At 37.2% G+C, this 18,362-nt stretch carries 17 protein-coding genes; 13 read left to right on the plus strand and 4 right to left on the minus strand.

Annotation, left to right across the window (positions count from 1 at the left end):
- Positions 1 to 7 precede the first annotated feature (7 nt).
- Entirely contained in the window at positions 8 to 1,666 is a 1,659-nt protein-coding gene (locus C0Z22_RS14340; RefSeq protein WP_103219061.1) for a hypothetical protein, read from the minus strand.
- A gap of 226 nt (positions 1,667 to 1,892) precedes the next feature.
- On the opposite strand from C0Z22_RS14340, the gene C0Z22_RS14345 reads away from it, so the two are divergent.
- Genes C0Z22_RS14345 through C0Z22_RS14355 form a run of 3 tightly spaced genes read left to right on the plus strand, consistent with a single transcriptional unit; the run spans position 1,893 to position 4,051 of the window.
- Complete coding sequence (locus C0Z22_RS14345; RefSeq protein WP_103219062.1) at positions 1,893 to 2,954, plus strand: L,D-transpeptidase family protein; 1,062 nt, start codon at positions 1,893 to 1,895, stop codon at positions 2,952 to 2,954.
- 11 nt (positions 2,955 to 2,965) lie between these two features.
- The gene (locus C0Z22_RS14350) at positions 2,966 to 3,703 is read left to right on the plus strand and encodes a hypothetical protein (protein WP_103219063.1); all 738 of its coding nucleotides are present in this window, start codon (positions 2,966 to 2,968) and stop codon (positions 3,701 to 3,703) included.
- A 9-nt stretch (positions 3,704 to 3,712) separates the two neighbouring features.
- The gene (locus C0Z22_RS14355) at positions 3,713 to 4,051 is read left to right on the plus strand and encodes a polymer-forming cytoskeletal protein (protein WP_103219064.1); all 339 of its coding nucleotides are present in this window, start codon (positions 3,713 to 3,715) and stop codon (positions 4,049 to 4,051) included.
- Positions 4,052 to 4,066: 15 nt separating this feature from the next.
- Here the strand turns inward: C0Z22_RS14355 and C0Z22_RS14360 are convergent, their stop codons facing one another.
- Positions 4,067 to 4,669, minus strand: a complete 603-nt coding sequence (locus tag C0Z22_RS14360; RefSeq protein ID WP_103219065.1) for a hypothetical protein — start codon at positions 4,667 to 4,669, stop codon at positions 4,067 to 4,069.
- A 134-nt stretch (positions 4,670 to 4,803) separates the two neighbouring features.
- Between C0Z22_RS14360 and C0Z22_RS14365 the strand changes: the two genes are divergently transcribed.
- Complete coding sequence (locus C0Z22_RS14365) at positions 4,804 to 5,745, plus strand: hypothetical protein (RefSeq protein WP_103219066.1); 942 nt, start codon at positions 4,804 to 4,806, stop codon at positions 5,743 to 5,745.
- On the opposite strand, the gene C0Z22_RS14370 is transcribed toward C0Z22_RS14365, so the two are convergent.
- Together C0Z22_RS14370 and C0Z22_RS14375 are read right to left on the minus strand one after the other, a co-directional pair.
- Positions 5,746 to 7,125 carry a pitrilysin family protein gene (locus C0Z22_RS14370; RefSeq protein WP_158246943.1) on the minus strand — a complete coding sequence of 460 codons (1,380 nt, stop codon included), beginning with the start codon at positions 7,123 to 7,125 and terminating at the stop codon, positions 5,746 to 5,748.
- A gap of 19 nt (positions 7,126 to 7,144) precedes the next feature.
- On the minus strand, positions 7,145 to 8,536 hold the full coding sequence (locus C0Z22_RS14375; RefSeq protein WP_103219068.1) for a pitrilysin family protein: 1,392 nt from the start codon (positions 8,534 to 8,536) through the stop codon (positions 7,145 to 7,147).
- 66 nt (positions 8,537 to 8,602) lie between these two features.
- On the opposite strand from C0Z22_RS14375, the gene C0Z22_RS14380 reads away from it, so the two are divergent.
- From C0Z22_RS14380 to C0Z22_RS14420, 9 genes are all read left to right on the plus strand, one after another.
- A complete protein-coding gene (locus C0Z22_RS14380) occupies positions 8,603 to 9,391 on the plus strand; it encodes an MBL fold metallo-hydrolase (protein WP_103219069.1) in 789 nt (262 codons plus the stop codon).
- A gap of 85 nt (positions 9,392 to 9,476) precedes the next feature.
- Entirely contained in the window at positions 9,477 to 10,586 is a 1,110-nt protein-coding gene (gene ald, locus C0Z22_RS14385; RefSeq protein ID WP_103219070.1) for an alanine dehydrogenase, read from the plus strand.
- 199 nt (positions 10,587 to 10,785) lie between these two features.
- Positions 10,786 to 12,027, plus strand: a complete 1,242-nt coding sequence (locus tag C0Z22_RS14390) for a hypothetical protein (protein WP_103219071.1) — start codon at positions 10,786 to 10,788, stop codon at positions 12,025 to 12,027.
- A 245-nt stretch (positions 12,028 to 12,272) separates the two neighbouring features.
- Positions 12,273 to 13,874: an ABC transporter substrate-binding protein gene (locus C0Z22_RS14395; protein WP_103219072.1), complete on the plus strand. Its 1,602-nt coding sequence runs from the start codon at positions 12,273 to 12,275 to the stop codon at positions 13,872 to 13,874.
- A gap of 3 nt (positions 13,875 to 13,877) precedes the next feature.
- Entirely contained in the window at positions 13,878 to 14,903 is a 1,026-nt protein-coding gene (locus C0Z22_RS14400; protein WP_103219073.1) for an ABC transporter permease, read from the plus strand.
- Positions 14,903 to 15,790 (plus strand): ABC transporter permease, encoded by an 888-nt coding sequence (locus C0Z22_RS14405; RefSeq protein ID WP_103219074.1) that lies wholly within the window; start codon positions 14,903 to 14,905, stop codon positions 15,788 to 15,790. Before C0Z22_RS14400 ends, C0Z22_RS14405 begins: the two co-directional genes overlap by 1 nt.
- Before the next feature lie 11 nt (positions 15,791 to 15,801).
- Positions 15,802 to 16,764 carry an ABC transporter ATP-binding protein gene (locus C0Z22_RS14410; protein WP_103219075.1) on the plus strand — a complete coding sequence of 321 codons (963 nt, stop codon included), beginning with the start codon at positions 15,802 to 15,804 and terminating at the stop codon, positions 16,762 to 16,764.
- Positions 16,765 to 16,779: 15 nt separating this feature from the next.
- Complete coding sequence (locus tag C0Z22_RS14415) at positions 16,780 to 17,721, plus strand: ABC transporter ATP-binding protein (protein ID WP_103219076.1); 942 nt, start codon at positions 16,780 to 16,782, stop codon at positions 17,719 to 17,721.
- Between the two features lie 110 nt (positions 17,722 to 17,831).
- The gene (locus C0Z22_RS14420) at positions 17,832 to 18,335 is read left to right on the plus strand and encodes a hypothetical protein (protein WP_103219077.1); all 504 of its coding nucleotides are present in this window, start codon (positions 17,832 to 17,834) and stop codon (positions 18,333 to 18,335) included.
- Positions 18,336 to 18,362: the final 27 nt, after the last annotated feature.

Consider the following 18,362-nt stretch of genomic DNA (forward strand, 5'->3'; position numbering starts at 1 on the left):
CTAATTTTTAATCATCCAGTTCTAGTTCATCATCTAATTCTAATGTATCAGCAACTACATTCAAAGAGCCTCTTAGATTACTAATAAGGCGTTCAAGTTTTTGCTCAGCTAAAACTCTTTCCTTCTTTGCTTGCCTCTCATTAATTGCAACGTTTTCCATATTAAATTCAAGAGTATCAATTTTTCGCTTAAGCTCTAAAATCTTCTCATCTCTTGCTTTTATTTTATTATCACTATCGATGGCCATAAGTTCTAATTGACTTTCTAGCTCTTGTTCACGTGCTCTAACACTTGTATGATCGATTTTTAAGCGTGTCCCAATTTCGGCCATCTCTTCTCTCATGGCCTTATTCTTAGCTTCACTAAGCTCTAGCCCATGCTTGTATTTATCAAGAAGTGATTTCGTTTCCTCAACTTCAATTGCGTGACGCTTTTTAGCAATCGAAAGCTCAATATTTTTTTCATCAACTTCTGTTCTTAAGCTTAACGAATCTCTCTTAAGAAGCTCAATCATTGTTTTTAATTCATTTAGTTCAGTTAAAAGTTTAATACGATCTTCTTTTAACTCTGTAACAGTTACTCTTAAATCAAGTAGCTGCTCTTCACTTAGGGAGCTTAAAATGTGCCCAGGGTGAAAGTTAATATTTGCACTAACGTGATTCGATGCTGGAGCGGCCGGTGCCGATGCAACGAAATCATGGTGCTCAGAAGCAGCAGGAGTTTCAACCGAATCAAATCCCCCAAGATCAATATTGCCAGTTTCTTCAGTTGGTGAAACTGCCGTTACAGTTAAGGTCTCATCTGGAGAATTATACTGCTGGTGATTTGCATCAACCATTCCATCAAGTTGGGCCATTGTATCTTCTTGGCCAACAGAAGGAAGTTCCACTTCATTAGTTGTTTCATCATCAAATTGATCAAGATCATCGTCTAGCGACATATCAATATCGGCGTCGAGATCATCAAGCTCGGAATCGAGATCTGCATCAAGACTATCAAAGTCATCTAGATCTCCCATATCATCGAGTTCACCTAAATTATCAAGGTTACCAAGTGAATCTAATTCATCATCTAAATCTTCACCTAGTGACATCTCAAGATCATCAAGGTCCTCATCTAAAATATCACCTGAATCTTCTTCAAGGTTTACTGAAAAGTCATCAGCTGTTTCTATTTCAGATTCAGCACTGGCCTCCACGGCATCATCTTCTTCATCAATTTCTTCATCGACTTGTTCTAGCTTATCTTCAACAATAATCGGGTTATTATCCAGATCCAAGTCATCTTCACGAGCTGCATCTAGAGAAGCATTTGGAATAGTATCCCCTTCTTGAGTAAGGTTGATGGTAATACTAGATGAAAAATCCATATCAAGATCAGTTGGAGAATCTGCATTTACTGGAGCATTTTCTACGATATCATCATCACCACAAAGATCGATGGCACTGACATCATCAAAATCTAGCTCAATACCTTCATCCAGTGGGGAGCTGTCTTCATTATTTAGCTGAGAGAAGTCAATATTAGTATCAACAAGAGTTAGAGAAGTCTTCTCTTGTGCGTCACTGCTACTATCAGTATCGCTTCCAAGAACTTCATCAACCGCATTTTGAATTTTCTCACTTTCAGCGAGTAATTCTTCCTGTTGCTTCTTTTCTGCTGACATAATTTTCCCCATCGCGGCCATGCAAAACGTATGAAATTTATTTAAATATGGCCTTTTCTTAAATCCTTACCCTCTACTTTTCGCCTTTTTTCGAAAAAAGTTGAGTACTTACAACGCATAAAGTTATTTTATCGAAAGTTATTTTACTTTTTGAGGCATAAAGACTTGAGAAGTGATTAAAAAATGTTCTACAATATTAGGTAGTTATCAAATATAAAGGCTTTTCATGATTAAAAAACTATTATTTTTATCGACTATTTTTACATCTACTTTTTTTTCAGTAAGTAGCTTTGCTCAAGAATTTTTTCCATCGAGTCTACTTTTATTAAATGATTACTTCGCTCATCATGTGATCGTTGCAGAAAAGTCGACTCATACAATCTACCTATATGAAAATAATAATGGCCTGCCACGTTTAATTAAGACATATCAAATGGCCACAGGTCAGAAAGTTGGAAATAAATCATTTCAAGGTGATCGTAGAACACCAGAAGGTGTTTATCATTTTGAGCAATTCATTGAACATAAAGATTTAATTAGAAAGCATGGTGAGCTTGGAGCTCAATATGGGGTTGGAGCATTTGTTCTTAACTACCCTAACCCAATTGATAAAGCGCTAGGAAAAACAGGTGGCGGAATTTGGCTACACTCAACAGACAACGAGCCAAGAATTGACAAAGGCCTAGACTCAAAAGGTTGCCTTGTTGCTCACAATGTAAACCTAATTGATATTTCAAAATTTATTGAAATTAATAAGACAAATATTGTCGTTGTTCATAACTTAAAATTCTTTAACAAGGAAACTTGGGAAAAAGAAAAGAATGAAGTCCTTGATACTGTAAATGGTTGGCTAACAGCTTGGTCAACAGAGAATATCAATGACTACTTAAGCTTCTACTCACGCACAGATTTTATCGATCCAACTCGTGGACGTTACAATTCATTTGCACAGTATAAGAAGGCCGTATTTGCAAACCCAGGGACTCCTTCAATTCAGTTAAAAGATTTAACTGTATTAAAAGCTGATGACTATGTTGTCGTAACGTTCAAGCAAGACTACACTAGTAATACAATTAACGATATTGGAAAGAAAACGCTCTATTTAAAGCGTGACCCTTATTATAAGTGGAAGATTGTCGCGGAGAGATGGCAGCGTATTCCAATGGATATTACAAACGAGAGGGAGCACTTAAGTTTTGAACCTTCACAGAGGTTCTTTACTTCGCAAGACCCAAAACAAATTTTCACACTGAATCTCACTTTAACGAGACCGTATAGCGAAAATTAAAAGGGAACGGGATGTCCACACCATCAAGTAGTTCAAAGGCAAAGAATAATTTGTCTTTCATTCTTTATGAAAATAATAAAGTACCAAGATACTTACAGCTTTCTCCTCGCGAGTATAAAGCAATCATTTATGTACCAGTTGTTCTTACTGTATTTTCTATATTTGCCTTAGCTGGCTCATACTTCTACACGAAGAATATTGAAAAGCTTATCAAGGCCAAAGAGCCATTAATTATAAAAAATCTAAGAGATGAGAACTCGACTCTGGCACAAAAGAATACTGAGTTAACAACTCTGAACCTTGACCTAACAAATCGACTTGCCAATGAAACGATTAGTGCAGTTAGTGCAAGTTCACTTAATATTATTGCTCCAGTAAAAGGTCAAAAAGACCTAACGAGTCCGGCCAGCATTAATATCGAAGACTTAAAAGTAACTAAGAAAGATGATAAAGCGGAACTTAACTTTAATATTATCAATATCACAAAAGATAATAATAGGGTTTCTGGTTATATCCATATTTTCTTATTCGATGGGAATAACTACTTCCACTACCCTGAGGGCGGTGACTCAATTAGAAATTTCTCACTTAACTACACAAAGGGTGAATCATTTGCAACATCACGCTTTCGTCCTGTAACAGCTAAGTTTGATATGCCTAAGAATAAAACAGTTATGTTTAAGATTTTTATTTTCAACCGTCTTGGCGATATTGTTCATCAGCAATTATTTAGAGAAGAAATTAAGTAGGGCCTTACTATGGATTTAAGAGATCAAAATTTTACATTCGTTGGAATTGGCTCAGTTATTAAGGGTGATATTGTATTAAATGGCCCTTCTCATATTTGCTCGACTATCGAAGGCGATATTCAAATTGATGAAAAGCATCAACTAACAATTGAGCCACAAGGAAATGTCCAAGGGCGTATTCGCTGTGGGGACTTGAATATCTATGGTGTAGTAAATGGAGACATAACTGCACAAGGCAAAGTTAAGGTCTTCCCTACAGGAACTGTTAAGGGACAGATTGTCGCTAAGAATATTAATATTGCTCCAGGAGCAAAGGTTAATATGCAAGGGCATACTTTAGAATCATAGAAGTGATTTTACTAGTTAGCGTATAAGCCGATCGATAATTCCACGTTCAAATTTAAAAACAAGACCTAATGAAATTAGATTTTCATGTCCATTACCATTTTCTTGGTAAACATAGCTTGTATGAAAATTAATTTTTCTGGTTATACGAAAAAAATCATAACCAATACCAATTCTTAATCCACCTAGTGTTGTATCTCTTCTAAGGCCATAAGTATTGGCCGCTCCAGCAAAGATATTTCCATCAGAATTTCCTTCAATAAAATCATTAAATGAAACAAGGGCATACCCTAATTTTACAGCAAGTCTCTGAATTGGATAAAAATGAAACTCAAGTCCATAGATGGCAAGCGATTGAACTGCCACCCTATCAACACCACCATGTTTAATGTCGCCGCTTAGATCAATTCTTGTATAGAATGCCTCGATTCCAGTAACACGATTTCTTACCCCATAGGACAAATTATAGCCAATACCTGTAGTTGCCGTATCATATTGGTCCATTTTATCATTTGTCCCAATTCCAAAAACACCATCAAACCTTAAATAAGATATATCGGCCTTTACCTGAAGACAGAGAAATAATAAAGTGAATAGTTTTAAATATTTAGCTAAGCTCAATTAACCACCTCTAAGCTATTGTAACAAAAAGAAAATAAATTTTCCTGAATCAAGATAAGTGGAAGTTTTTTCTCAATTTTATCTATTTAATCACCCAATTAACTTTATTTTAACTATGGCCCGATTCTTTAGGCATGAAAAAGACAAAGCTAAATACATGTATCTTATCCTTAACACTTTTTATGAGCTTACTCTTTGGTATGGCCTCATGTAAGGAAGTAGAATCTGTTATCAAGGCGGAACCCTTACCTGCACCAAGTGGCAATTATCTTGAACCTGGAGATATCATTGTCATGAATTATACTTCTGACTCTATCGTTCAACTTGATAGTAATGGGGTTTTTAAAAGAACGATCTATCAAGCAACTGGCAACAGTGTTCTTTTGATGGCCCTTGGTTGGTCGAGTGAGACAAATCAACTTCTTTTTACTACTGATGGCAATGACCGCGTACTTGGTATAAATGCCTACACAGGCAAGGTTTCTGATGTCATTGTGCACACGGGACTAAATGGTGCATTAAGAGGTGTAACAGAGCTAGCAAATGGAAATATCGCAGTTCTTGAATCCAACGCCCTCGAGTTATTTACACCACTTGGAGATGGACATCAAAGAGAGACTTCAGGCTTTCCTATTGCAAATATCATCAATACAGGACAAGGCATGGCATCACTAAGTGATGGTGGCTTCATTATTAGCTCACGTGGCTCTGATCAAATAAGAACTTATGATGAAGATGGTGTTCAACAAAGTAGTGTCGCAGGGCCAGCAGGTGCAACTGATGGCTACTTTGCTATAGAGCTTGATAATGGTGATATTGTGGGTATTTGGAGTGGTGCAAATGATCAAGTGATCGAATATGATAGCTCTTTAACAGCAACTGGAGCAAGTTATAGCAATACGACTTACCTTACAAATCCTAGAGGTGTTGCCCAGCTACAAAGTGGTAATATTATTGTTTCAGATTATTCATTTAATCACTTAGTGGAAATTGATATTAGTGATTATTCTCTTGTAAGGATAATTGGGCAAGGCCTCTCAGGCCCTACCCATATTCTGGTTGTTCCAGATTATTAATTATAAAAAGTTTTTGTAAGAATAAACTTTGATCTTTGCAATCTTCTTTAGGGCATTCATCATCTTCTTATCACCAAGAACAACTATTTGAACCTTGTCATAAGGAAATGCTGAGTAAATAGTCTTTGCAACATCCTCTTGCGTGATTTTATCAACTGAGTTCGTGTACTCTAGAAAACGCTTAATATCCACTTGAGAATTATCAAGGCTTACTAACTGTCTCATAAAGCTTGATGGCTTTTGAAATTGAAAAGCAAATCCACCTTTTACGGCCTTTCTTACCTTTTCAATTTCTTCCATCGAAATATTCTCTGCCTGAGAATTGTCCTTTAGAATTTTGATTACTTCTTGAACCATCTGATTAACAGTTTCTTCTTTTGTAAAAGTTGAAAGAATTGAGCGGCCATAGTCTTTTTGCATACCAGCTGTTGCCCATGCAGAATAAGTTAATCCTCTTTTTGTTCTAAGTTCCTTTACAAGAATTGAAGTGAAACCACCACCTAAGTATTGAGACATAAACTCTAAATTCTCAAAGCCTGGATCTTCTTTCTTGGCCATGTAAATTCCCGCTCTAACTTGCGCTTGGTTCGCTTTTGGAACTTCAACAAAGTGAATAAGTGGCTTTTCTGGATTGAACTTCTTGATCTCTTTTACTTCAGTATCTAAATTTCTAACAAAGCTTGCTTTAGAATCAAAACCACATTCATTAGTAACAATATTTTTAATCTTTAGGATTGAGCGTGGACCAGTGATATAAACTTTCTTTTTAACATCATCTCTAAAATATTTCAGACGACTTTGAAGATAGCTTCTTTTAATTCTCTTAATATCTGCAAGTCTTCCCCTTACATCTGATACGTATGGAGTCCCCTTTAAGCTTATAGTACGAAATGCTGTAGAAGCTAATTCACCATGATCTGAAACAAGATTCTGTCTTTGGGCAGTAAGAGATTTCTTAGCTTTAGATAGTTCTTGATCAGGGTAAACTGCATCTCTAAAGATATGACAAATTTTCTTTGTAGTAGGAATAATGTCTTTAGCAAGTCCATTATATGAATAGCTTGAGAATTCGTGAGTTACATTTGAAGAAGTTGAAACCCCATAGAATTCTAGGTTATCTGCAATTTCATTAAGGCTAAAACGATTTGTTCCACTCTCAAGTAGATCAAACATCATCTTAGTTACACCTTTAGTACGGCCATCTTTAATTGCACCATCAGCAAAGAATATCGTTACATTATAAGTAGGGAATTTATCATCTTGAATATAAGTGACATCGATATTTTCCCATTTAAATTTTTCAATTTTATCGACTAGTTCATTGGCATTAACACTCATGAAAGTCGATGCAATGATTATTGATTTTAAAATTTTATTCATAGCTACTAATCCCTTCATCCTAGTTACGATCCCAAATTGATAAGAAAACATAATCGTTACCAGAAATATAGCGACGACAAACATCACGAACTTGATCAACATTCATCTCACTATAACTCTTAAGCTGTTTCTTATATTCTCTATAGTCTCCATTAAAGAATTCAGAAGAACCTAGGAAACTAGCTAGGCCATCATTAGTCGAAATTGCTTCATAGTATTGTTTAAGAAGCATATTCTTAGTCTTTTGAACTGCTCTTGGAGTAATGGCCTTTTCACATGAATCCTTTAAAGACTTTAGAAGTTTACGACGAGTGTCCTTGATACCTTTCTTCGGAAGTAACTCTCCTCCAATAACAAAAATACCACCATTTTTTAGGTTGTAGTTGTATGAGTAAACCTTAGAGAGTCTTGGGTTTTTCGAAACAACATAGTTCTTTACTAAGTAAGAGCTTGTACCTGTTCCCAGAATATCTGAAAGAAAATCGAGAGCGTAAGTGTCTTCGTGAGTAACTGAAACAGAAGGGAATGCAAGTCTAAACATTGGGTTTTTCGACTGTCCTTTTAGACTTCTTACATATGGAAGCTTACCTTCTCTTTTATATCTACCAGCATCATCAAGCTTTGCCTTCTTTGTATCAAGAGTCTTATTCATTGGAATTTTACCAATAGTATCTTGAACCTTTGAAAGAATTGCCGAAGGATTAATATCACCAACGATCACCATAATGGCGTTATTTGGAGCATAAAAGTCATGATAGAACTCAAGCATTTGTTTGCGATCTAACTCTTTAACATCCTTTGCGTCCCCTATGACAGACCCTCCATAAGGAGTTCCATTAAACATAGCCTTCATCATAGCGAGGTGAATCTTACCACTTGGTCTATTCTCATAACGCATCTTTCTTTCTTCAAGAACAACTTGTCTTTCCTTTTCAAAAGGAACTTCTTCAAGCATGAGATTTGCCATTCTCTCCGCTTCAAGTTCAATCATTTTCTCAACTGTCTGAGCTGCGATATTCTCGTAGTAAACAGTATTATCAAATGTTGTATAAGCGTTAGAATTACCCCCATAAGTTTCGATATAGTCAGAGAAGTATTCTGCTGGATAGTTCTTCGTTTTCTTAAACATCATGTGCTCTAGAAAGTGTGTCGCTCCAGTTGTCCCCTTTCTCTCATAGCGTCCACCTACATCATAAAAAGTATAGATCGAGGCAATCGGTAATTTCGAATCACGAACAAGTAGTAAGCGTAGGCCATTTTCTAAAGTGTGTTTCTGAACATCAATATTTAGTTCTAATGAACCTAGGCTTAGGTCCTTATTAGAATGTTGATTTTCATTTGTAGATGAACACGATGAATTTAGAATAAGAGCTGCGGCTGTAAAGACAAATAAATTAATTGCTTTAAACATCAAATCTCCAATAAAAGTTAATATAAATAGCTTAAAAACTTATGATTTTCTTGGCAATATAAAGTTATGAATTTATTAGTTACGTTCCTAGGAACCGGAACAAGTACAGGTATTCCAATGTTAGGCTGCAGCTGTCCAGTTTGCACAAGCTCTAATAAACACAATAAACGATTGCGTACTTCATTTTTAATCCAACAAAATGATACCACAATTCTCTTTGATACGGGGCCAGATCTTCGCACGCAATTATTGCGTGAAGGCGTAAAGGATATCAGTGCAGTTATTATTTCACATGCCCATGCTGATCACTTGAACGGCATTGATGATATAAGGCCATTCACCTTTAAACACCCTATTAACCTCTATACAGACCAAAATAGCGCAAATATTATGAATATAAGATTTAGCTATATTTTTGGAAATAACCCTGGCCACATCGGATCAAGTCCGAGGCTTTTACTCAACGAAATACGGCCAAATACCATAAGTAAGATTTGCGACTTAGATTGCGAGTTCATAAGTCTGCCACATGGCAATGGGACAAGCTTAGGTCTTATTATTGGAAAGCTTGCCATCATTTCAGATTGCCATGAGATCCCGCAAGATGAAATAGAAAAGCTACGCTCTTACAAATTAGATTCTCTCATTATTGACTGTGTGCGACACAAGCCTCACCCAGCTCACCTTTATGTCGAAAGAAGCTTTGATTATATTAGACAAATAGGGGCCAATCATAATTACCTAACCCACATGGGCCACGAACTTGATCACGACTTATTGCAACAAGAGTGCGATGCTCACTTTCCAGATGGAAGTGTCAAAGTTGCTTATGACGGGCTAAAATTCGAGGTTTAATTTATTGTAATAGCATTTGAAAACAATTATATTTGCCTCATATATTTTATGAGTATTTTAACGCCTTCAATTCAATGGAGTTTTTATGATTATTGGTGTTCCTAAGGAAATTAAAAATAACGAAAATCGCGTAGGTCTAGTTCCAGGTGGTGTAAGACAACTTATCCACGATGGTCACGAAGTATACGTAGAAACAAATGCAGGAGTTGGAATTGGTATTTCTGACGAAGCATATATTCAAGCTGGAGCAAAGATTCTTCCATCACTTGAAGAAGTATTTGAAAAGTCGACAATGATCATTAAGGTTAAAGAGCCTCAACCAAGAGAAATTGCTCTTTTAAAACCACACCATATTCTTTACACATACCTTCACCTTGCGGCAGATGAGCCACAAACAAAAGGTCTTATGGAGTCTGGATCGACATGTATTGCATACGAGACAATCCAACCTGCAGACGGATCTCTTCCACTTCTAACTCCAATGTCTGAAGTAGCAGGAAGAATGGCAACTCAAATTGGTGCCGCTTACCTTCAACTTGATCATGGTGGTAAAGGTATTCTACTTGGTGGTGTACCAGGTACAAGAAGAGCAAAGGTAACTGTTATTGGTTGTGGTGTTGCAGGAACAAACGCAATTAAAATGGCAATGGGTATGGGTGCAGACGTAACTGCAATCGATCTATCAACTAAGCGTCTTGCTGAGCTTGATGACCTATTTGATAACAGAATTACAACTTTATTCTCAAATATCGACAATATTGAAAAATCAGTTCAAGAGTCGGACCTTGTAATTGGTGCAGTACTTGTTCCAGGTGCAAAAGCTCCAAAGCTTGTAACGAGAGAAATGATCTCTAAAATGGAAAAAGGTTCAGTAGTTGTTGATATCGCTGTTGACCAAGGTGGTTGTATTGAAACATGTAAGCCAACAACTCACCAAAACCCTACTTTCCTAGTAGATGGTGTTGTTCACTACTGTGTTGCAAATATGCCAGGTGCAGTTGCTCAAACTTCAACTTATGCACTTACAAACGTAACTCTTAAGTACGCTCGTATGATCGCAAAATACGGTGTTGAAGAGTCAGCGATGATGGATGAAGCATTTAAGAAAGGGATCAATATCTACAAAGGTAAACTTGTGTACAAGCAAGTTGCTGAAGATCTAAATCTTGAATACACTCCACTAAATCTAAATTAAGATTTGAAATATTGGCCCCTACCTGGGGCCATTTTCTTACCAAAAATCATTTACCATCTAAATTGCCTTACTAAATCAGTGTTATTTTTCTCAAAATATCTTACATTTAGAGGTTAATTTAAAATTTACCGACGTATTTTTTTCAATTTCACCTAAAACTCGATAGAAATTATCAACTGTTATATTTTAAGGGGGAGAAATGTCAAAAATTCTAATCGGGCTAATGCTCGCATGTTACACTCTCGCTGCGAATGCAAGCGATCATCAATTAAACTTCTCATTCAATGGTGGAGATAATGATGTACAAGTACTAGCTAAGGAAGTTGAAGTTACTAAGTACAAAGAAGAGCCATACGAAGGGACATGTTACCGCCAAATACCATATCAAGAAAATGAGTGTGGTTATGAAACAGATTATAGAAGAGAATGTCGTTGGGAACCAGGCCGTCAGGTTTGTGAAACTGAATATGATTACCAATGCCGTTATGAAACGAGATATCGTCGTGAGTGTACGAGAGGTCCTTCGAGACAAGAATGTCGTACAGTTCCGGGACAAAGAATTTGTCGTACAGTGAATGGAAGACAAGAATGTCGTCAACGTGATAGCCGTCGTGTTTGCGAGACAGTCCCAGGGCGCGAAACTTGTCGTTCAATCCCATATCAAGATCGTGTATGTGGAAATGTACCAGTAAGAAGATGTCACACTCGTCCAGGACGTAATGTATGTGATAATGTTCCTTACCAAAAATATGTTTGTCGTGATGTAACAAAGTACCGCTCAGAACCATACTCATGTACAAAGACTCGTACAGTTGCATACAAAGAAATGGAAAATGTAACTCACAAAGTAAAGGTACAATACCTTGGTGCAGTTGATAAAGCTGATGCAAATTTCACGCTTGAGTTTAGCAACGAACTTAAGAGCTTTGATACACTTGTACAAAACTTAAATAAAGAAGCAACTCAAATTAACTTCCAAGTTTCAGACTTTACAAAAGTTTCTGATTACAATTATGAGTCAACTCTTAAAGTAGAATTCTTTGACCTAGATGAGGCGAAAGCTCCTATTCTAGTAAACCCTGAAAACGTAAAAGTTGGAGTTAAAGGTCAATTCGAACTGGAGCTTTCAAACTTCACAGAAGGTATGCAAGAGCTAAGTGCAGAAATTGTTATCTATGACAAAGAAAAGAAGAAGATTCATTTTAAGAAAACAATCAATCTTCTAACTTTTAATAAAACTCTTCTTGATAATGGAAATATTCTATTTACAGAAGAATTGAAAAAGCACGGATTTGAAAAGATTAAGAAATTTGCTCTTGGGCCATTTGAAAAGGCACGTGAGTTAAAGGTTACACTTACATTCTTTCCTCTAGTATCAAAAGTACCGGGACAAGAACTTAAGTCAGTGACACACACACTAAATACAAAAGCTAAGTTTTAATAAATTGGCCCTTATTTAATATAAGGGCCTTCTTCAATATTAGGGAATTGATGAAGGCCACTTATAATAAAGAAACCCTCTACTGAGCGTAGGGGGTTTTTCTATTATTTTCTCCTCACAATAATCTAGTTAAAAGAAGTTATATTTAGTCAAAATGTCGCTAGGCATTGTTTACGGAGCGCTAAATGCTACGTATCATTTTAACTAAATAAAAATTAATACATTTTAAGTAAAGGGAGAGAATAATGCTTAAAAGTTTAATGGCCACATTAATCATGGCCGCACTTGTCGTATCGTGCTCGGGAAAGAGCAGCGCAAATAAATCAACCTTTGTTTATTGTTCAGAAGGCTCACCTTCTGGGTTTAACCCACAATTCTTAACAGATGGCCCATCACATAATGCGGCCGTTTATCCTCTATATAACAGACTTGTAAAATTTGAGACAGGCTCGACAAATATCATTCCATCAATTGCTGAAAGCTGGACAATTTCTGAAGACCAACTAACTTATACTTTCAATATCAGAAAAGATATTAAGTTCCATACAACAAAAGATTTCAAACCGACTCGTAATCTCGATGCAAGTGATGTTGTGTGGTCTTTTAATCGTATGTTCGATAAGAATCATCCTTACCACAAAGTTAGTGGCGGTATTTATGAGTACTGGGATGGTATGGGAATGAGTAATATCATCAAAAGTATCAACCAGACAGATAAGCACCAATTACAAATTACTCTTCATCACCCTGAAGCACCCCTACTTGCAAACTTTGCAATGGCATTCACAAGTATTCTCTCTCGTGAGTATGGTGAAAAAATGCTAGCGGCCAAAACTCCTGAAGTTCTTGATCGTAATCCAGTTGGAACGGGACCATTTATCTTTAAGTCTTATCAGAAAGATACAATGATTCGCTATGAGGCCAATAAAGAATACTTTAATGGCGTACCTAAAATTAAACGAATGGTTTTCTCAATCACTCCAGACCCATCAGTTAGAACTCAAAAGCTAGTGGCCGGAGAATGTCACTTAGCGACTCAACCTGCACCTACAGATATCGCAGCACTTGATGCGAACAAAGATATCACTGTTCTTTCAGGGCCAGGCTTAAATGTTGGTTATCTTGCTCTTAACACTCAAAAGAGGCCATTTGATAATATTCACGTAAGACGCGCGATTAATTATGCATTAAATAGAAAGACATATGTTGAGCCAATTTATCTTGGGTATGCAACAGTTGCTAAAAACCCAATGCCACCAACAATCTGGGGATATAACAACGATATCAAAGACTATGACTACAATGTAGAGATGGCAAAAGAAGAACTAAAGAAAGCAGGGTTACCAGATGGCTTTAGCACGACTCTTTGGACTCTTCCAGTTTCACGTCCTTACAACCCAAATGGAAAGAAGATGGGTGAACTAATGCAAGAAGATCTTGCAAAAGTTGGAATTAAAGTTGAGCTCGTTACTTATGACTGGCCGACTTACTTGAAAAAGGCCCACGCTGGTGAACACGCAATGCTACAGATGGGATGGACGGGAGATAATGGAGATCCTGACAACTTTCTCTATATGCTACTAAGCTGTGAAGGAGCAAAGGCAGGATCAAATTATGCTAATTGGTGTAATAAAGAATACGATAGCGAAGTTATTGCGGCCAAGCGCTTAAGTGACAAGAAAGAAAGAGCTGTTCACTACATGAAAGCTCAAGAAGTATTCAAAAAAGAAGTTCCTTGGATCACACTATTTCACTCAACAGTACACCGTGCAATGAGAAGTAATGTGAAAGGATTTAAGATTCACCCATTAGGAAATGATATCTTCGATAAAGTTTCATTAGAATAATATATGAAAAAATTTTTACAAAAACGCTTTCTACAGCTAATCCCAACACTTATTGGGATTAGCTTATTTTCTTTTATCGTTGTCCGTTTAGTTCCTGGTGATCCTGTCCTACTTCTCTTAGGAGAGCGTGGTGCAGATCCCAAAGTCTATGCGGCCATGCAAAAAACACTTGGCCTTGATCGCCCCATCTTAGAGCAATACTTCATTTATATGAAGAATATTTTCTCAGGTGATTTTGGCGTTTCCATTGTGACCAAGCAAACTGTCATTAATGAGTTCTTTTCGCGTTTTCCAGCGACTTTAGAGTTGGGAATTTGTGCTATGATCTTTGCAATCTTGATTGGAATACCAGCAGGAGTTTATGCGGCATTAAAGCGCAATTCTTTTATGGACTATTTCTTAATGGGTACTTCACTTGTTGGCTACTCAATGCCAATATTTTGGTGGGGTTTAATTCTTATCATTATCTTCTCAGTTAACATGGGAATTACTCCAGTATCAGGCAGAATGGATGTTCTCTTTGATGTTCCAAGAGTTACAGGTCTAATGCTAATTGATACATTAAACCCAGAGGTCATTTCACTTGATGGTTTTGCACCTTTTACTTCTGCACTAAAGCACCTCATTCTTCCAACAATTGCCATGGGAACAATTCCCCTCGCCGTTATATCAAGAATGACAAGATCAAGTGTACTTGAAGTACTCAAAGCTCCATATATCCAAACAGCAAAGGCCAAAGGTCAAAGCTATCAAAAGATTGTTTGGAAACACGCTGTACGAAATGCACTGATTCCTATTGTCACAGTAATCGGTCTTCTTTTTGGAAGTATTATTACTGGGGCAATTCTTACTGAAACAATTTTTTCTTGGCCAGGTATTGGACGCTGGCTAGTTGCAAGTATTCACGCAAGAGATTATCCAGTTATCCAAGGAGGAATTCTCTTTATTGCTCTGATGGTAATTTTCATCAATATGTGTGTAGATATTATCTACTCAATTGTTAATCCAAAAATTTCAGGTTCAAAATAATGGAAGTACAAAATTCAAATGTAACAACAATGGAAGTCTTTAAGGAATTTATTGATCACTTTAGTGACAACAAAGGGGCGCTCTTCGGTCTAGCTCTTGTCTTAGGCTTTATCATCATTGCTCTACTGGCACCTTTAATTGCACCACATGGAGCAAGCGAGATTTTCCCAGGACAACTTCGTATACCTCCATTTTGGGCAGCGGATGGCTCTATGCAATTTATCTTAGGTACAGATGATCTGGGTCGAGATGTTCTAAGCCGACTTATCTATGGAGCTCAAATTTCTCTCTTTGTTGGTATCTCAATTGTTTTGATCTCAACTGTAGTAGGAACAATGCTTGGCCTTCTTGCTGGATACTTTGGAGGCAAAACAGATGCAGTGATCATGAGATTCATCGATATTCTTATGGCCTACCCTAGTATCTTACTTGCTATTATCGTTGTTTCTGTAATTGGCCCAGGCCTAATGAATGCGGTTTTTGCTGTTGCCTTAGTAAGTGTACCTTCGTTTACACGACTTATTCGTGCAAATGTATTAGAAATAAAAAATCTTCAATACATTCAGGCAGCAAAAACATTTGGTGCCTCACCTATGCGAATTATGCTTAAAGAAATTCTACCAAATTGTATGGCAACACTCATTGTTCAAGTAACACTAGGCCTTTCAGAAGGGATTCTTTCAACGGCCGCACTTGGCTTTCTAGGCCTAGGTGTCCAGGCACCTACTCCAGAATGGGGAATTATGCTAAGTGATGCCAGACCTTACATTCAAAGTGCCCCATGGCTTGTGACACTTCCAGGTCTTTGTATCTTGGCCGTTGTTTTGGGACTGAATCTTTTTGGAGATGGCCTAAGAGATGCACTTGATCCGAAGCTTAAACGATAGAAGAGAAATATATGAGTTTATTAAAAGTTAAGAATTTAAATATACACTTTAAAACAAAGAAAGGACTTATTCACGCCGTTCGAAATGTTTCGTTTGAAGTTAAAGCGAGTGAAACACTTGGAATCGTTGGTGAGTCAGGTTGTGGAAAAAGTATCACGAATATGGCAATAATGGGCCTGCTTGATGATAATGCTGTCGTTGAAGCAGAAGAATTAAGTTTCAACGGAGTGGATCTGCAAAAACTTAATGAGAAATCGTGGCAACAGATTCGCGGAGGTGATATCAGTATGATCTTCCAAGATGCCATGAGTAGCCTAAACCCATGTTATACAGTTGAAAATCAGATTGAGGAAGTTCTTCTCATTCACGAACCAAACTTATCAAAACAAGAACGTAAGGATCGTGTTGAAAGGCTATTAATTCAAGTTGGAATTCCTGCGCCTAAAGAGCGCATGAAAGCTTACCCACACGAGCTATCTGGTGGAATGGCCCAACGAGTGATGATTGCGATGGCCATTGCTTCAAGCCCAAAGCTTTTAATTGCAGATGAGCCAACAACGGCCCTTGATGTTACTGTTCAACAGCAAATTCTAGAGCTCCTAGATGAGATTCAAAAAGAAACAGGCATGGCCGTTATCTTTATCTCCCACGATCTTGCTGTCGTTAAAGACTTCACGCAAACTCTTCAAGTTATGTATGCTGGCGAAGTCATTGAAAAAGGACCAACAATGGCCGTCATCAATTCTCCTCGCCACCCCTATACATCAGGACTATTGAAGTCAATTCCTTCATTTACAAATGATATTAACGCTCCCCTTTACTCAATAAAAGGGATGGTTCCAGACTTAGGTGATCGCCCTACAGGATGTCAGTTTAGAAAGCGATGTGAATATGCGACTGAACAATGTGAATTACTCCCTAAACTTGTCATTCATGATGATCGCTCTCTTCGTTGTATTCACCCATTAAATTAAGAATTAGGTATAGATATGATTGATACAATTAAAGTAAATGATTTAAAAAAGTACTATCCTGTCGCAGACAAGTTTGTAAAGGCCATCGATGGCCTAAGCTTCACTCTTCAAGAAAAAACAACTCTTGGAATAGTTGGGGAATCTGGTTGTGGAAAGTCGACTCTTGCAAAATGTCTTATGGCACTTGAGCAAATAACAGATGGAAGTATCACAATCGGTGGTAAAGACTTCTCAACTCTTTCTTCAAAAGAACTATACAAGTCCATTCAAATGGTTTTCCAAAATCCACTCGAGTCACTTAACCCAAGAAAAAAAGCATGGGAAATAATCGCTGATCCTCTTCTTATCAATGAGAAAGTAACAAAGAAAGAAGCTTTTGAGCGTGCATGTGAACTTATGGAAACAGTAGGCCTTCGTCGTGCTCATGCTCACAAGTACCCACATATGTTTAGTGGTGGCCAACGTCAAAGAATAGGAATTGCCAGAGCTCTTATTTTAAAACCAAAAGTTTTAATTCTTGATGAGCCAGTATCTGCTCTTGATGTTTCAGTTCAAGCGCAAGTTTTAAATCTTTTAAAAGACCTTCAAGAAGAATTTAATCTCACTTATATCTTCATCTCTCATGATCTCTCTGTCGTTCGCTATATAGCGGACAAGGTACTTGTCATGTATCTTGGAAAGGTTTGTGAATACGGAAAAAGTGATATCATCTTTACGACTCCACTGCATCCTTATACGAAAACACTTCTAAAGTCGGCCCACGCGGTAGAAAACGAAGTGATCAAGGCCTTCCCACCACTTAAGAATGTGGAGCTTCCATCACCTCTTAATCCACCTGCTGGATGTAACTTTCATACTCGCTGCCCACTTGCAGTTGAGCATTGTAAAAGCAAAGCACCAGAGTGTCGTCATATCGACAGCAGAGATGTTTTTTGTCACGAAGTTATTGAGAATTAATCATGATAAAGGCTTCCGTCAGGAAGCCTATTGTAATTATTTCAACTAAACACTATTTATATCCTAAATTTGCTATAAATCCTCAAACAATAAATTTGAAGGATAAACATATGAAACTAATCGTTACTCTAGCACTAACATCATCCGTATTTGCTGGCTTTTGCGCTGACGAGGCGCTATTTGATCCAAGCTGGCCAGGGAATAAAATTTCTAATGTCATAAAATGTAATCGCGTGAAAGCAAAGTCTTATGTCCTCGAAAAGAACTTACTTCTTGGCGATAGCGCTTGTTTTGGAATTATTAAAGAGCAATTCTCGGAATACAAGAACACAACGTATAAAGTGTCTTTTTGGGATACTGAAAAGGGTTATGAAGGACTGAGTATTATCCCAACAATTCTTGAAAATGGTAAAATGTTTGAAAAAGCTAAAATCGAAGTTAGTGACAATGGCGACACACACCTCTCATACAGAGACCCTAGTCGTGGTTATACAACTGAAGTTGATTTTAATCTTGACGACCCATCTATGATGAAGACCCATGTTTTTAATAAAAGGCTCTTTTCGAAGAAGTCTGTGGAAACAGCTGAATACGAATGTGAATTTGAACTCTAGTTCATAAAAAAAGCCTCGCAATGCGAG

Source organism: Halobacteriovorax sp. DA5 (assembly GCF_002903145.1).
In the GTDB taxonomy this organism is placed as follows: Bacteria; Bdellovibrionota; Bacteriovoracia; order Bacteriovoracales; family Bacteriovoracaceae; genus Halobacteriovorax_A.

What these genes read in the sequence shown, in the direction of transcription:
- C0Z22_RS14340 (WP_103219061.1), bottom strand. Translation starts at nt 1,666, where the DNA reads ATGTCAGCAGAAAAGAAGCAACAGGAAGAATTACTCGCTGAAAGTGAG.
- C0Z22_RS14345 (WP_103219062.1), top strand. Translation starts at nt 1,893, where the DNA reads ATGATTAAAAAACTATTATTTTTATCGACTATTTTTACATCTACTTTT.
- C0Z22_RS14350 (WP_103219063.1), top strand. Translation starts at nt 2,966, where the DNA reads ATGTCCACACCATCAAGTAGTTCAAAGGCAAAGAATAATTTGTCTTTC.
- C0Z22_RS14355 (WP_103219064.1), top strand. Translation starts at nt 3,713, where the DNA reads ATGGATTTAAGAGATCAAAATTTTACATTCGTTGGAATTGGCTCAGTT.
- C0Z22_RS14365 (WP_103219066.1), top strand. Translation starts at nt 4,804, where the DNA reads ATGAAAAAGACAAAGCTAAATACATGTATCTTATCCTTAACACTTTTT.
- C0Z22_RS14370 (WP_158246943.1), bottom strand. Translation starts at nt 7,125, where the DNA reads ATGAATAAAATTTTAAAATCAATAATCATTGCATCGACTTTCATGAGT.
- C0Z22_RS14375 (WP_103219068.1), bottom strand. Translation starts at nt 8,536, where the DNA reads ATGTTTAAAGCAATTAATTTATTTGTCTTTACAGCCGCAGCTCTTATT.
- C0Z22_RS14380 (WP_103219069.1), top strand. Translation starts at nt 8,603, where the DNA reads ATGAATTTATTAGTTACGTTCCTAGGAACCGGAACAAGTACAGGTATT.
- ald (WP_103219070.1), top strand. Translation starts at nt 9,477, where the DNA reads ATGATTATTGGTGTTCCTAAGGAAATTAAAAATAACGAAAATCGCGTA.
- C0Z22_RS14390 (WP_103219071.1), top strand. Translation starts at nt 10,786, where the DNA reads ATGTCAAAAATTCTAATCGGGCTAATGCTCGCATGTTACACTCTCGCT.
- C0Z22_RS14395 (WP_103219072.1), top strand. Translation starts at nt 12,273, where the DNA reads ATGCTTAAAAGTTTAATGGCCACATTAATCATGGCCGCACTTGTCGTA.
- C0Z22_RS14400 (WP_103219073.1), top strand. Translation starts at nt 13,878, where the DNA reads ATGAAAAAATTTTTACAAAAACGCTTTCTACAGCTAATCCCAACACTT.
- C0Z22_RS14405 (WP_103219074.1), top strand. Translation starts at nt 14,903, where the DNA reads ATGGAAGTACAAAATTCAAATGTAACAACAATGGAAGTCTTTAAGGAA.
- C0Z22_RS14410 (WP_103219075.1), top strand. Translation starts at nt 15,802, where the DNA reads ATGAGTTTATTAAAAGTTAAGAATTTAAATATACACTTTAAAACAAAG.
- C0Z22_RS14415 (WP_103219076.1), top strand. Translation starts at nt 16,780, where the DNA reads ATGATTGATACAATTAAAGTAAATGATTTAAAAAAGTACTATCCTGTC.
- C0Z22_RS14420 (WP_103219077.1), top strand. Translation starts at nt 17,832, where the DNA reads ATGAAACTAATCGTTACTCTAGCACTAACATCATCCGTATTTGCTGGC.